Source organism: Nostoc sp. 'Lobaria pulmonaria (5183) cyanobiont' (assembly GCF_002949795.1).
GTDB lineage: Bacteria > Cyanobacteriota > Cyanobacteriia > Cyanobacteriales > Nostocaceae > Nostoc.
Genome location: NZ_CP026692.1, coordinates 5,967,901 through 5,981,669, shown reverse-complemented (window position 1 = coordinate 5,981,669; position 13,769 = coordinate 5,967,901). Strand labels below are relative to the sequence as shown.

14 protein-coding genes are annotated in these 13,769 nt (G+C 40.7%); 10 read left to right on the top strand and 4 right to left on the bottom strand.

Going from position 1 to position 13,769, the window contains the following annotated elements; genetic code table 11:
- The first annotated feature begins 111 nt into the window (after positions 1-111).
- From NLP_RS26465 to NLP_RS26445, 5 genes are all read left to right on the top strand, one after another.
- On the top strand, positions 112-1,581 hold the full coding sequence (locus tag NLP_RS26465) for an aminotransferase class I/II-fold pyridoxal phosphate-dependent enzyme (RefSeq protein WP_104908927.1): 1,470 nt from the start codon (positions 112-114) through the stop codon (positions 1,579-1,581).
- A 192-nt stretch (positions 1,582-1,773) separates the two neighbouring features.
- Positions 1,774-2,754: a choice-of-anchor A family protein gene (locus NLP_RS26460; RefSeq protein ID WP_104908926.1), complete on the top strand. Its 981-nt coding sequence runs from the start codon at positions 1,774-1,776 to the stop codon at positions 2,752-2,754.
- A gap of 135 nt (positions 2,755-2,889) precedes the next feature.
- On the top strand, positions 2,890-3,909 hold the full coding sequence (locus NLP_RS26455) for an ABC transporter ATP-binding protein (protein WP_104908925.1): 1,020 nt from the start codon (positions 2,890-2,892) through the stop codon (positions 3,907-3,909).
- Between the two features lie 149 nt (positions 3,910-4,058).
- Positions 4,059-4,946: an ABC transporter permease gene (locus NLP_RS26450; RefSeq protein WP_104908924.1), complete on the top strand. Its 888-nt coding sequence runs from the start codon at positions 4,059-4,061 to the stop codon at positions 4,944-4,946.
- Positions 4,947-4,985: 39 nt separating this feature from the next.
- On the top strand, positions 4,986-5,384 hold the full coding sequence (locus tag NLP_RS26445) for a hypothetical protein (protein WP_104908923.1): 399 nt from the start codon (positions 4,986-4,988) through the stop codon (positions 5,382-5,384).
- A 77-nt stretch (positions 5,385-5,461) separates the two neighbouring features.
- Here the strand turns inward: NLP_RS26445 and NLP_RS26440 are convergent, their stop codons facing one another.
- Positions 5,462-5,899 (bottom strand): peroxiredoxin, encoded by a 438-nt coding sequence (locus NLP_RS26440; RefSeq protein ID WP_104908922.1) that lies wholly within the window; start codon positions 5,897-5,899, stop codon positions 5,462-5,464.
- A gap of 194 nt (positions 5,900-6,093) precedes the next feature.
- Between NLP_RS26440 and NLP_RS26435 the strand changes: the two genes are divergently transcribed.
- The 5 genes from NLP_RS26435 (at position 6,094) to NLP_RS26415 (ending at position 9,565) form a co-directional block, all read left to right on the top strand.
- On the top strand, positions 6,094-6,498 hold the full coding sequence (locus NLP_RS26435; protein ID WP_104908921.1) for an Npun_F0494 family protein: 405 nt from the start codon (positions 6,094-6,096) through the stop codon (positions 6,496-6,498).
- A 290-nt stretch (positions 6,499-6,788) separates the two neighbouring features.
- Positions 6,789-8,273, top strand: coding sequence for a cobyric acid synthase CobQ (gene cobQ, locus NLP_RS26430; RefSeq protein ID WP_104908920.1), 1,485 nt, complete (start codon positions 6,789-6,791; stop codon positions 8,271-8,273).
- Positions 8,274-8,383: 110 nt separating this feature from the next.
- Complete coding sequence (locus tag NLP_RS26425) at positions 8,384-8,620, top strand: 2Fe-2S iron-sulfur cluster-binding protein (protein ID WP_104908919.1); 237 nt, start codon at positions 8,384-8,386, stop codon at positions 8,618-8,620.
- Between the two features lie 276 nt (positions 8,621-8,896).
- Positions 8,897-9,160 (top strand): hypothetical protein, encoded by a 264-nt coding sequence (locus tag NLP_RS26420; RefSeq protein WP_104908918.1) that lies wholly within the window; start codon positions 8,897-8,899, stop codon positions 9,158-9,160.
- 12 nt (positions 9,161-9,172) lie between these two features.
- Positions 9,173-9,565: a hypothetical protein gene (locus tag NLP_RS26415; RefSeq protein ID WP_104908917.1), complete on the top strand. Its 393-nt coding sequence runs from the start codon at positions 9,173-9,175 to the stop codon at positions 9,563-9,565.
- A 154-nt stretch (positions 9,566-9,719) separates the two neighbouring features.
- On the opposite strand, the gene NLP_RS26410 is transcribed toward NLP_RS26415, so the two are convergent.
- The 3 genes from NLP_RS26410 to NLP_RS26400 all read right to left on the bottom strand — a co-directional run bounded on the left by NLP_RS26410 (position 9,720) and on the right by NLP_RS26400 (position 12,118).
- The gene (locus NLP_RS26410; RefSeq protein ID WP_104908916.1) at positions 9,720-10,163 is read right to left on the bottom strand and encodes an SRPBCC family protein; all 444 of its coding nucleotides are present in this window, start codon (positions 10,161-10,163) and stop codon (positions 9,720-9,722) included.
- 62 nt (positions 10,164-10,225) lie between these two features.
- On the bottom strand, positions 10,226-11,665 hold the full coding sequence (zds, locus tag NLP_RS26405) for a 9,9'-di-cis-zeta-carotene desaturase (RefSeq protein ID WP_104908915.1): 1,440 nt from the start codon (positions 11,663-11,665) through the stop codon (positions 10,226-10,228).
- A gap of 276 nt (positions 11,666-11,941) precedes the next feature.
- Positions 11,942-12,118, bottom strand: a complete 177-nt coding sequence (locus tag NLP_RS26400) for a CopG family transcriptional regulator (RefSeq protein ID WP_199784887.1) — start codon at positions 12,116-12,118, stop codon at positions 11,942-11,944.
- Positions 12,119-13,769: the final 1,651 nt, after the last annotated feature.

Genomic DNA, 13,769 nt, shown 5'->3' with positions numbered 1-13,769 from the left:
TACCTTGGACATTTGGGCTTCTGCCTTAACTTGACACTAATGGCAAGATGTTCACCCCATAATATTGGATAATTTATTTTTTGGAGTTCTCTTAACCGTTTGTTTTTTTTAATGCTCAATCAAAACCAAACACCCTTATTAGACGCCTTAAAAGCCAATGCAGCAAGACCCCATGCACCTTTTTACACCCCAGGACACAAACAAGGTGAAGGAATTTCTCAACCCTTGGCTGATTTACTTGGTACAAAAATCTTTCGCGCTGATTTAACCGAATTAGCAGATTTAGATAATCTCTTTGCACCCCAAGGCGTTATTCAAGAAGCACAACAACTAGCAGCAGTAGCTTTTGGCGCTTCGCAAACATGGTTCCTTGTCAATGGTTCTACCTGTGGTATTGAAGCGGCAATTCTCGCTACCTGTGGCACAGGCGATAAAATTATTCTGCCTCGCAATGTACATTCTTCTACGATCGCTGGTTTAATTCTCTCTGGTGCAATACCAATTTTTCTCAATCCTGAATACGATCCAGTTTTAGATATTGCCCATAGCATCACGCCCAGTGCTGTAGAATCTGCACTCCAACAGCATCCAGACGCCAAAGCAGTGTTAACAGTTTACCCAACATATTACGGTGTTTGTGGAAATTTGAGTGCGATCGCCAGCATTACACATCAATATAATATCCCTCTACTTGTAGATGAGGCACACGGCGCCCACTTTGCCTTTCATCCAGAATTACCCACTCCAGCCTTAGCCGCAGGTGCCGATTTAACTGTACAATCCATCCACAAAGTACTTGGTGCAATGACACAGGCATCGATGTTGCACGTTCAAGGTAACAGGATAGATTGCAATCGCATCAGTAAAGCTTTGCAACTCGTACAATCTACCAGTCCTAGTTATTTACTTTTAGCTTCTCTAGATGCAGCGCGTCAGCAAATGGCACTCTACGGAAAAATGTTGATGTCTCGCACTTTACAACTTGCTGATGAAGCTAGAACAAAAATCAGTCAAATTCCTGGATTATCAGTTTTGGAAATGCCTCGTTTGGAAGGTTCTCCCGGCTTTATAGCTTTAGATAAAACGCGACTAACTGTCACTGTTTCTGGTTTAGGTTTAACCGGATTTGAAGCAGATGATATTCTTGATGAGAAATTAGGTGTTACTGCTGAATTCGCCTCACTACAACATCTCACCTTTATCATTAGTTTGGGCAACACCCCAGCCGATATTGAACAATTATTGCAAGGTTTCACCACCCTCGCTAAAGAATATCGCCGAAGCAACTTGACTGTTAAAAGCCAGGTTTGGCAAAATTTAGATAGAACACTAGATTATGCTTTACAACTTTCTCCCCGTGAAGCTTTTTTTGCTGTCAGTGAAATACTACCTTTGACACAAACCAATAAACGCATCTGTGCTGAAATCGTCTGTCCCTATCCCCCAGGAATTCCTGTGTTAATGCCGGGAGAAGTCATCACCAAATCCGTCCTTGAATATCTACAACAAATCCAGGCTATGGGGGGATTTATCAGCGGTTGCAATGATATTAGCTTCAAAAGTTTGAAGGTTGTGAAATAACGTTATATTATAACTCCTGAATTCTTCTTCATAATTGATGAAGTCAATAGTAAATGTGCGGTTTTTTGGATGATTTAGGGAAAAATATACAATAGTTATACCAGTGTGAAACTTCAATGAAAATAGCTAGCAGACTAGTGAAATCTTTAATTTATACCCATAGGATAATGTTGATGATTGATAAACTAGAAGATGAAATCACAAACATATTATAGGGGGTTAGTAGCAGCTCCGATTGTAGTCACTCTAGCACTGGGTTTCTCAGCAAGAGCGAATGCAGTTGAGTTAGGCGCTGCCTCTGATTACAATGTATTTGTTTTGGGAGATATCTCTCAAAAATATACAGATATTGAAGGAAAAGTTGCTGCTGGCGGTAACATAAATTTCGTCGGCGGACTTGGAAGCAGACTTTCTGGCAATAGCGGCAACGTAGTAGTCGCTGGACAGAATTTAACTTTGAGCAACGGTCAAGTCTATCACGGTAATGCTGTCTATGGAGGCAGTGCCAATGTATCTAGCAATGTGGGATTTCCCCAAGGAACTCTCAGCAAGAGCAATCCCATCGACTTCAATGAAGCAGGGAAAGAACTGCGAGGGCTATCTGAATATTTGGCAACCTTAACTCCTACTGGTAATACAACAGTTCAACCTTGGGGTGCTATTAACCTTAGTGGCAGTGGTAATGCTTTCAATGTTTTTAATCTTGCAGGCTCATCTGTCTCCAAAACAAACTATTTTGAAATTAAGGGGGATGCAAATTCAACTATCGTTGTCAATATCAGCGGTAAGGATGTCTCGCTGCAAAACTTTGGGTTTAATATCATTGGCGCAGATAAACAAAAGGTAATTTACAACTTTTATGAAGCAACAAACCTAACTGCTAGTGGAATTGGCATCCAAGGTAGTATTCTTGCACCTTTGGCTAATTTCAATTTCAATAACGGTCAAGTTAACGGCAATGTAGTGGTAGCTTCTTTGACGGGAAATGGCGAGTCTCACAACTATCTATTTAATGGCGATCTGCCAAATGTCCCAACTAAGTACTACACTCCGCCTAAGCCTCCTACACATACTAAGGTTCCAGAGCCTGCAAATCTTCCAGGTTTAGGATTAATTGCTGTAGTATTTGGTTTGTTTCGCTACAAACGCAATCAACCAACTTGTTTAGAATAATTAAAAATTTTTGGCAGCATAGCGCATAATGCGAACTTATTTACAGATTTTCGCTCATGCGCTATTTCCTTGCTTTATACCTTCTACAATAAGGATAGACTTTATTGAGATTTGTATAGTTGGGGATCGGCTGTCATGGCTCCCGCCGTTTTCATTCAAAATTTGCAAAAGCGCTACGGCACAGTGGTTGCCGTCCAAGATGTTTCCTTTCAGGTAGAACCAGGAGAAATTTTTGGTTTACTAGGCCCTAATGGTGCTGGTAAAACCACTACCTTGCGTGCTTTGTGTACGCTGACCACACCGGATGCTGGCAAAATCGAAGTATCTGGCATCTCTGTGTTAGATAATCCGAAAGTGGCAAGACAACGACTAGGCTACGTAGCTCAGGAAGTCGCTATAGATAAGGTGTTGACTGGAAAAGAATTGCTGCAATTGCAAGCAGCACTTTATCACCTTCCAGGCGCAGTAGCCAAACAGCGTATTGAAACGGTATTAGATTTACTCGGTTTGCAAGAATACGCCAACAAAAAGACAGGAACTTACTCAGGCGGTTTACGCAAGCGCCTAGACTTGGCTGCTGGATTGCTCCATGCACCAGATGTTTTGGTGTTGGACGAGCCAACTGTAGGACTGGACATAGAAACCCGTTTTGTGGTATGGGATTTCTTGAGAAAATTACGCGCCTCTGGGACGACGGTAGTAATTACCAGCCATTACTTAGAAGAAATTGACGCTTTAGCCGATCGCGTGGCAATTATAGATCGCGGCGTTGTAATTGCCAGTGGTACACCTTCACAATTAAAAGATCAAGTAGGGGGCGATCGCATCACCTTGCGAATCCGCGAGTTTTCCCCGATTGAGGAAGCCGAAAAAGCTAAAAACCTCCTGAAACCTTTGCCCTTTGTCCAAGAAGTCATCATCAACAGCGCTCAAGGTAATTCGCTCAACTTGGTAGTGACACCTCAGAATGATGTTCTGATTAACATACAGCAAGCGCTGAATACTGCTGGCTTGCCAATATTTGGCATCGCCCAATCTCGCCCCAGCCTTGATGACGTTTATCTCGCTGCCACAGGACGCACCTTATTGGATGCAGAACTCGCAGCCGTCGCCACCCGCGATCCCAAAGCTGAAAAGAAGCAGAATATGAGATAGGGAATGGGAACTGGGGAGCAGGGGGAGCAGAGGATAAGTAGCAAGCAGTCAGTCTTTCCCCTCTGCCCCTCCGCACCTCAGCCTCTTGTGCCCAATCCCCAATGCCTAATGCCCAATCTAAAATCTAAAATCCAAAATCCAAAATTGCTATGAGTGTTACTCCTAAATCTGATATCAATTGGCAGCCGCTAGCATCGCCGCAAGCAGATGCTAATACTGCACCTAACTTTTTCGGCGAATTGGTACAAGAGACGTTGGCTTTAACTCGTCGCTTGTTTATTCAGTTACAACGCCGTCCCTCATCTTTAGTTGCTGGAATTATTCAGCCAGTAATGTGGTTAGTGCTATTTGGTGCTTTGTTCCAAAATGCTCCCAAGGGTATATTTGGCAATACAACAAATTACGGTCAATTTTTGGCGGCTGGCATCATTGTATTTACAGCCTTTGCTGGGGCGTTGAATGCTGGCTTACCAGTAATGTTTGACCGCGAGTTCGGCTTTTTGAATCGTTTGTTGGTAGCACCCTTAGCATCGCGGTTTTCCATTGTCTTTGCCTCAGCCATCTTCATCATCAGCCAAAGTTTGTTGCAAGCAGCCGTAATTGTGGCAGCAGCAGCATTTTTGGGCGCTGGACTACCAAATATAGCGGGTTTAAGTGCGATCGCGCTAATTGTCTTACTCTTAGCTTTGGGTGTAACAGCCATTTCCCTCGGTTTAGCTTTTGCTTTACCCGGACACATTGAATTGATTGCAGTGATTTTCGTCACTAACCTACCATTATTGTTTGCTAGTACTGCTTTAGCACCTCTATCCTTCATGCCTCAGTGGTTACAGGTTGTGGCTACCCTAAATCCTCTCAGCTATGCGATCGAACCAATTCGCTATCTCTATTTCCACAGTAGTTGGGAATTAGGTAGTGTAGTGATGCAGGCTCCTTGGGGCAATGTTACCTTTGGGGGAGCGTTGCTAGTGTTGTTTGGCTTTGCCCTAGTCGCCTTAGTGAGTATTCAACCCCAACTGCGGCGAACTCTGGCTTAAAAAGATAAAATAGATAAATTTTAGGTAGGGTCAAAACCCATGAAAAAACCATTTTTACAAATTACTAGACTCTTTGTAGCTACGGCAGCAGGAATTAGCTTTGCTTCCTTGCTCATGGCTCAACCCAGTTCGGCTCAAATCAGCAGCCCAACGGATGCTTTCCCCAGTAATAGTACAACAGACCAAAATACCGATCCTTTCTCCCGTTCCAACTCAGACAATTTTAATATGTTTGATCTGATTCATCGGGCAAATTTCGGGACTCTCAACTGGGATTCTAACCAGCAGAACCAAGAACTAAACTCAGCAGCAGCAGCCTTTAAAGCAAGGCAACAAAAACTAATTCAAGGTCAACAACAGCAACCAACCCCCAATTTGCCAACGATTACACTACCATCAGTTACATCGCCATCGGTGACACCACCATCAGGTAACTGAATTCAAATAAACAACCCCAAGCCTTTAGGGCTTGGGGTTGAGACTATTTAAAAAATCCTGAATTATCAGGTAAAAAACTACAGTCCAAGTGTAGCTAAAATATCGCTAGCATGGTTGCTGGTATTTACATTAGCGTCAACATGGGTAATTTTGCCGCTGGGGTCAATTACGTAAGTGACGCGCTTGGCATAACCGCCGCCATCCACATCAAAAGCTTTGATGAGGGATTTATCGCTGTCAGCCAGTAGGGGAAAATTCAAATTATATTTTTGGGTGAATGCTTGATGGGAAACTTCATCATCTGCACTGACTCCCAAGATTGCAATATCTTTACCTTGATATTGAGACTGGGCATCCCGGAAACTACAGGCTTGTTTGGTGCAGCCTGGCGTATCATCTTTGGGGTAAAAATACAAAACAACCGTCTTTCCGGCAAAATCAGATAAGGAGACTGTGTTGCCGTTTGTATCTTTGGTGGTAAATGCAGGTGCATCCGTACCAACTGCTAGAGGCATAATAAACTTTTCCTGTTTCAGATTGTTGATGCACTTGAAATTTTACATTAATTTATAATGATTAAATAGAATTACTAAAAAATAGTATAAATATACTTTAGGTAACTAATTTTGGTTTAATGGGGTAGTTGGTACAAGAAAAAATATATTCTGAAATTAATCTTTGTTAGAAGAAAAATTTATACCAATACACAATGGCTGCTGTTGATTCCCAAAACCCAAATATTTTTGTCTATCCTCAAAGCACAGTAGAAAGAGCCGAGCGATCGCTAGTGTGTTCGCCTTTTAATGTATCTTTATTTGAAGTGATGGGACACCAGAGTGTGTCATTAACTGCGATCGCCCTAGAAAATGGACTCAAGCAGGGCTATACTAAACGCCCTTTATCAGAATTAGCCTGTGATAACGCTTTGGGCTGGTTGATTCAAGTGGGTGTATTGCGCCGAGAAGTCGATGGGCAGGGGATTACAGATAGTTTTCGCCTCACTCCCTTGGGACGCCAGTTAGTGGAACAGTATCAGGGAAAAAATTGGCGTACTGCTTCATGGCGCGATCATTTTTATGATGCTGTGATTCATTGGTTGCGGATACCCTTTTAGAATAAAAACCTAAGAGTTAGGATTAGGGAATCAAAGGGAACAATATATACGGAAACATCACATCTATTTATGAAGTCTTTACCATAACCATCTAATTGAAATTTGTGATGGTTATAGTGGGCATTGGGAATTACGCACAAAAGCTAGAGGTGCAAAGGGGCACAGAGGCAGAGGGGAAAAACTTACTGCAACTTTCTCCCCTGCTCCCCTGCTTTTCCACTCCCCCTGCTCCCCTATTGTTCGTTCCTAAAAATTAACCCTGTATTTTGAAAAACTAAGTGATAGCAACTATGAAATCAATTATGGTAGTGGGGACAACATCCCATGCAGGGAAATCACTTTTAACTACAGCTATTTGTCGCATTCTGTCGCGGCGTGGTTGGCGAGTGGCTCCCTTTAAAGGTCAAAATATGGCTTTAAATGCTTATGTCACTGCCAGTGGTGGAGAAATTGGCTACGCCCAAGCAGTGCAAGCTTGGGCGGCGGGAGTCGTGCCTTGGGTAGAAATGAACCCAATTTTACTCAAACCTCAAGGAGATATGACTTCGCAAGTAATTATCAAAGGTAGGTCTGTAGGTAAAGTGAGTGCCTCAGATTACTACGAGCAATATTTTGAATTGGGGTGGCGGACAATTGAAGAATCGCTACAGCATTTAGGAACAGAATTTGACATGGTGGTTTGTGAAGGTGCTGGTAGTCCAGCAGAAATTAATCTCAAGCACCGCGACTTAACTAATATGCGGGTGGCAAAATATTTGAATGCACCAACCATGTTAGTAGTTGACATTGACCGAGGTGGTGCTTTTGCCCATGTCGTTGGCACATTAGAATTATTGGAACCAGATGAACGCGCCTTAATTAAGGGTGTAGTAATTAATAAGTTCCGAGGACAGCGATCGCTCTTAGATCCGGGGATAAAATGGTTAGAAGAACGCACAAAGATCCCTGTGATCGGTGTTATACCCTACTTGCAAGAAATGTTTCCAGCAGAAGACTCCCTTGACCTGCTAGAACGTCAATCGTCGTCGAATAAAGCCCAAACTGACCTCAACATTGCCGTCATCCGCTTACCAAGAATTGCCAATTTTACCGACTTTGACCCACTGGAATCAGAAAGTACAGTTTCAATTAAGTATTTAAGTCCGAAGCAAGATTTGGGACATCCTGATGCCGTGATTATCCCAGGTACAAAGACCACAATTGCTGACTTGCTACTGCTGCAAAAAAGCGGTATGGCAGAAGCTATCCAAAACTATGCTGCTTCTGGGGGAACGGTTTTAGGTATCTGCGGTGGCTATCAAATGCTCGGTCAAATCATCGCCGATCCAGAAGGAATAGAGGGACAAGCGGGCAGATTTCAAGGGTTAAATCTTTTACCAATTAGAACTGTAATTACAGGACAAAAAATCGCCCGCCAGCGCCAAGTTAGCTCAAATTATCCCCAACAAGGCTTACCAGTTAATGGCTTTGAAATCCACCAAGGGCGATCGCGCATCGAACAGCAAGGCATAGATCCCCAATCCTACCATGCTCTATTTGACGATATTAATTTAGGGTTAGTGGATAGTTGTCAATCAGTGTGGGGAAGTTACCTCCACGGGCTTTTTGACAATGGGCCTTGGCGACGCGCTTGGTTAAATCGCCTCCGTCAACAGCGGGGTTTAAAATCTTTGCCCACAGGTGTTGCTAACTATCGGGAACAGCGAGAGCAGATTTTGGACTCTCTAGCCATTGAAGTTGACAGCCATTTAGACTTAAGTGCGTTTTTGTCTTAAGCTAAAATGCGTTGAAATGTCATTAGTCATTAGTCATTGGTCATTTGCAAATGACCAATGACTAATGACTAATGACTAATGATAACAATTAACTGAAATACACAACATTGATGATTGTTCGTGTCCGTTTTTTACCAGATGATGTCACAGTAGATGCCGAAGTGGGAGAAGCCCTCTTAGATGTAGCAGACCGGGCTGGGGTATTTATTCCCACCGGTTGTCTCATGGGGTCTTGTCACGCTTGCACCGTCGAATTAGAGGATGGAGAGATCATCCGCGCTTGTATCACGCCAGTACCGCCACGCGAGGAATTGACGATTAATTTGTTTAGCGACCCAACTTGGTAATGTCGCCCTGCTGTGCTTAAGCACTTTACTAGGTGGTAACTAATGCTGCACAATTTGTGCGAGCGCAGCTTTTTTTGTCTAAATAGTATTTTTATGTATTATTACTGATTCTTTTCACTTAAATAGTTTGTATATTAGCTTGTCAATGTGTGCCTTAACTATAAAATCGGGCGATCGCACTTGCTAATTGTTACTATTAAACGCGATCATCTCTCAAGTACTTCAGTAGGCAAATAATATTTTATTAATAAAATACCATTTAGTCAGGTGACAATTATGAGAAGAGTTGTTCGTATTTGGTTTTCAAGCACTACAAACTTTAGCGAAGTGGGTTTAGAACATGGATTAATAAAAAATAAACAGCTTTATAATGGTAAATGGACTTATACTATTCTTCCTGAAAGATACTCATCATTATACGGTATTAGCGATAATGCAAAGCTAATAAAGCTGTTGGAAAATAAAGGCTTTGAAAACATTAAGATAGAATTATTAGAAGGTTATATTGGTTTTGAAAAAGTAACTGAATTAAGCAAGTGATAAATAATATATATGGAGTTTAAATATAGTGTTATGTTTCTCTGTCTAATTGAGGTTACTTCACTGCTCACTGTCAATCAACAGCCTATATTTTGGACTGTGGCAACATATAACTTTGACCCTGGACTAACACAAAATGAATTCTTTTGGGTTAATTGGAATATAAATGATAAAAAAAGGAAGTTGCGTATAAAAGTGCTGGAGATAGAAAAAAATGTTTTCCCAAAAGGAAGCTGTCCTCCTGATGTTTTCCCAAAAGGAATCTATCCACCCGATTATAAAAATGAATCTGTTTTCTTGTTAAGAATTTTTGGGGAAGCAGAAGACAGAGATGAATTCGTTGAAGTTGTAGATTTCATAAAAAAGATGAATCCAGGAAAATTTGATCCTGCTTTTAGTAATTGAAAAAAAAATCAAGTTTTAGGCTTTAACAAGCCCTAATCAACCAATAATAATGCTTGATCGTACCTCCTCAAACCCTTAAAAATCCATATTTTTCCTATCAGACAGCAAGAAACTTTTATACCTTGTTTCCTACTGCCTGTTTTTACTATCTATATCAATTAGCTTTAACATTCAGCGCGTATTCTTTAAACCTTTCCAAATCAGCTTGAATCGTTGATTCAACTATCCGTCCCAAAAATAAGTTATCCATAATTTTGCCAATAAGGCCGGGGATGGCGTAGGAAATGGTCATTTTAACAATGCTACTATTCTGGCGATCGTAAAAGCGAATCGCTCCCTGATTCGGCAAACCATCAACCGATTCCCATTGGATAATTTGGTTAGGAATAACTTTGAGAATTCGGGATTGCCAATTAAATTCTAGACTGCCAGTTTTTAATTTCCAAAGAGATATATCTGGATTATCTGGCGGAATTTTCACCGAATCAATCCACTTCATCCACCGGGGCATTTGCTCTAAATCAGACCAGAGGCTCCATACTAAATCTATGGGAGCCTCTACTTCTACCTGCACAGTATGCTCTAACCAGTCTGGCATTTCTCTTTTTCCTTCTCTACGAGATGCTTTGCGATTGCGTTCTTTGCACTCTTTGGAGTTCGTTATTTCTTTAAACTCTCCAAAATCACTTTTGCCGCCCGCCGTCCAGAAATAGTAGCACCTTCCATGCTGTCAATGTAGTCTTGCTGAGTATAACTCCCTGCAAGGAAGAAATTATCTACTGGTGTTTTTTGGTTGGGACGGTACGCATCCATCCCTGGCGCTTCCCGGTAGAGAGACTGAGCAAGTTTTACAACACTGTACCAAGTCATATTTAGCTCCCGCGACGAAGGAAACAGTTCATGGACTTGCTTGAGAACATGGTGTGCGATCGCTTCATTACTTTGTGCAATAAACGGATCTCCCGGTGTCAGCACTAGCTGTAACAAAGATCCCTGTCCTGAGCGATAATAATCCGCAGGGCTAGTCAACGCTAAATCGGCAAAACAAGAAAAGTCAGCATCGGCTGTGTAAAGTAAATTATCGATTCCAGCCGCATGATTTAGCTGTTTACGTTGCTCTCCATCGTTCAGTTCTGTTACCCAACCATCAAAGCGTAACTGCACTGTAGCCACTGGCACTGCATCCAGTTTGTAGATATTGTCAAATTCTGACCACTTACGCCACTCCTGGGGTAGGATGCGTTGAATTCCTGGAACATCACAGGCAAAAACGTAAGCATCAGCAGCGATCGTTTCTACTGCATCACCTTGGGCAACTACTATACCAGTGACACGGGTTTGTTCGGCTGACTCAGTAAACTGAATTTCTCTAACTTGTCGGCGCGTATAAACTTTGGTGCCTCTAGCTTCCAGATATTCTAGAATCGGCTTGTGTAAATATTCAGATGGAGAACCTTCCAGCATTCGCAAAACTGAAGCTTCAGTTCTAACTGCAAATAGCTGGAATATGGTTAACATACAACGGGCAGACATATTTTCGCAATCAATAAATCCCAATGCGTAGGCAATGGGGTTCCACATCCGCTTGATGCTGCCATTACTCCCACCATGACTGCGAAACCAATCGGCAAAGCTAACTTTATCTAAATTGCGGATAGTTTTCATCGCCCCATTAAAGTCTACCAATCCGCGAACTATCGGACTAGTACCCAAAGCGATCGCATTTTGCAATTTATCCTGCAACGATAGTTGAGAAGTAGTGAAAAATGCCTTTAAGCCATTGAAAGGCGCACCTGTAAGAAAGCGAAAATCTAAAGCACCAGTGCGCCCCCCTTTATTAATAAAAGTGTGGGTATGTTCCTTGAGGCGTAAGTTTTCTAACACTCCCACTTTTTTCATTAAGTCAAATAGTTGGTAGTAGCACCCGAAAAATACATGCAACCCCATTTCTAGATGGTTGCCATCTCCATCAATCCAACTACCTACTTTACCACCGACAAACGGACGAGACTCAAAAATCTCTACTTCACAACCAGCATCAGCTAGATCTACTGCGGTTGCTAGCCCAGCCAGTCCCGCACCTACGATTGCAACACGCATTCCGTCGTTCCTTTTCAGTTTCTTTACAGATTGTAACTGGGTTGGTGTCGGAATTTGCTACTTAATATCAACTCCAGCAGTATATTAATGCTTGCCAATATCGATAATAAAACCTCTTTGATTACTTTTTTTAGTTCCGGTAAATGACCAGACGCGATAAAATCGCGTCTGTATCATCTAGACAAACTTTTGTCCATAGGGGCGGACTCTCAAAACTATCATAGATATTTTTTTGGTGGCAAAGCAGTTTTCTGGATAAGTCGTGAAAGTAACTTCTTACTTATTTTCATCTTTGTTGTCATCAGAGACAGGTAAACTTCTAATCAGTTCACGAATCACGTCAGTTGCAGGTCTACCTGTTTGTTGACAATATTTTTCTAGCTTTTCTGCTTCCTGGGTTGCGAGGTTAACTGTTATGCGTTTAACGGCCCATTTTTTGTTTGTCATTGCTATCATGCTATCTGCTGTATATTTAGATGGTCGAAAGAATCTAAATTAAAGAGGGAACCGATAAGGTTATCAGAGTTTGTATCAGGAAATCAAGTAATATCATTAATATTAAAAATGTTCGTTTTGTCAAAGGATTGATCATTCTCTAAAAAAATCAAAATAATACACTTTATTTGTTACTAGTGTGACAGCATAAATAGCACATAGTTGCTTTATAAGTAAAGCCTGACAATGAAATTTTATAAATGAATTCAAGATACCTACTGTTGACTCAATGAAGATTTTCAAAATTATTTTCCATTGAAAGCATTTGACCTTCTCTCTTAACTAAGTTCGTCAAACCCCCTTGGAGAGAACATCCGCTAGAACACCAAAAAATAAAGCCTCAGAATCATTATCATGCTGGAATGCTGGCTTATAGGCGGGTTGGAGTGGTGTATATAGAGCGTGAATAGTCACTTATAAAGTATGCAAATAAACGACAAATACCCATCTGTAACCTGACTGTAACCAATAAGTTCAGAGCTACTTGAACAATTATAAATTTTGGCTTACCTTGATCAAGCTGATTGCTTTCCAGTGCCAATATAGTAGCCAGAAAAAAGGGGACAGAACTCAGTCTACTGAGTGTAAATTGCCAAGTATTTTGGTAAATTTTGACAGCAACATCTGTAATTTCACACAGATAAATTAATCCAAAATCGATATGATGTTACTTGACTGCTGTCGATACTAAGATTTTAGTTTTGTTTCATGCTTTTATAATAACTTATCGTCAGAATGCAATAAAATTTTGCATATTTTTATCTTCCTTCCAGCGATATAATTTGCTTTAAAATCAGCATTTTTTTGCGATTTTTCGTATTCATCTATCTGAAAGTTATGTAAATCATTTTTAGCCAAGTAGGGGACTATAATTTTGCCATAAAATCTTTTCCTCATATCTAAGCCAAGATATAAAATACTGTCAATAAAATTATAATTATAACTATTTTTTATTTGGTAAGTATACCTATAAAAAGAATCGTATATTTTAATTTTTTCGGCAGTGTGTTTATTATAGCTATTATTTACGTGCTTTAAATAATCTTCATTTAGACATTAACAAAGCTATTTTTTATCCTTTATAAAAAAATTACAAAGACAAAGATATATATCTGAACTTTTGCTTAATGATATTGATATATAACAGGATGCTAAACTCAACAACTTGTAAAAAAAAAGATTCCAATATCTAAGTGCATCAGTTAGGTTTGATTCAAGCAGTCTTTGTAGATAATTTTTTAGATTTTCGTAGTTATTTATACTTATAGTCATTACCGTAAAAGGACTAGAAAACTATAAAAATACAGGTACTTCATGAAATTTAGATAAAGTTAGCTTCTCAAAATTGGTCGCTTATTAGTATTGACATATACATGAATATTCATTACAAAGTGCCACGCCCTGATAGGTACGCGGATGACGAAGACTGAGTGGAACCGGAAACGCTCTGCCTCCGGTTAATAGACTGCATAGGAGGGATGGGAGGGGTAAACGTTAACAGACAGACAAAGCCTTCCCCTTTTCCTCTCTTAAATGCAGTTTCGGTCAATATGCCAATCAAATACACATAAGTTAATTTTTCATACCGATAATTTCAGATTCTAGATTG

What these genes read in the sequence shown, in the direction of transcription:
- NLP_RS26410 (WP_104908916.1), bottom strand. Translation starts at nt 10,163, where the DNA reads ATGCCAGACTGGTTAGAGCATACTGTGCAGGTAGAAGTAGAGGCTCCC.
- NLP_RS26465 (WP_104908927.1), top strand. Translation starts at nt 112, where the DNA reads ATGCTCAATCAAAACCAAACACCCTTATTAGACGCCTTAAAAGCCAAT.
- NLP_RS26450 (WP_104908924.1), top strand. Translation starts at nt 4,059, where the DNA reads ATGAGTGTTACTCCTAAATCTGATATCAATTGGCAGCCGCTAGCATCG.
- NLP_RS26440 (WP_104908922.1), bottom strand. Translation starts at nt 5,899, where the DNA reads ATGCCTCTAGCAGTTGGTACGGATGCACCTGCATTTACCACCAAAGAT.
- NLP_RS26425 (WP_104908919.1), top strand. Translation starts at nt 8,384, where the DNA reads ATGATTGTTCGTGTCCGTTTTTTACCAGATGATGTCACAGTAGATGCC.
- cobQ (WP_104908920.1), top strand. Translation starts at nt 6,789, where the DNA reads ATGAAATCAATTATGGTAGTGGGGACAACATCCCATGCAGGGAAATCA.
- NLP_RS26455 (WP_104908925.1), top strand. Translation starts at nt 2,890, where the DNA reads ATGGCTCCCGCCGTTTTCATTCAAAATTTGCAAAAGCGCTACGGCACA.
- NLP_RS26445 (WP_104908923.1), top strand. Translation starts at nt 4,986, where the DNA reads ATGAAAAAACCATTTTTACAAATTACTAGACTCTTTGTAGCTACGGCA.
- NLP_RS26415 (WP_104908917.1), top strand. Translation starts at nt 9,173, where the DNA reads ATGGAGTTTAAATATAGTGTTATGTTTCTCTGTCTAATTGAGGTTACT.
- NLP_RS26460 (WP_104908926.1), top strand. Translation starts at nt 1,774, where the DNA reads ATGAAATCACAAACATATTATAGGGGGTTAGTAGCAGCTCCGATTGTA.
- NLP_RS26435 (WP_104908921.1), top strand. Translation starts at nt 6,094, where the DNA reads ATGGCTGCTGTTGATTCCCAAAACCCAAATATTTTTGTCTATCCTCAA.
- zds (WP_104908915.1), bottom strand. Translation starts at nt 11,665, where the DNA reads ATGCGTGTTGCAATCGTAGGTGCGGGACTGGCTGGGCTAGCAACCGCA.
- NLP_RS26420 (WP_104908918.1), top strand. Translation starts at nt 8,897, where the DNA reads ATGAGAAGAGTTGTTCGTATTTGGTTTTCAAGCACTACAAACTTTAGC.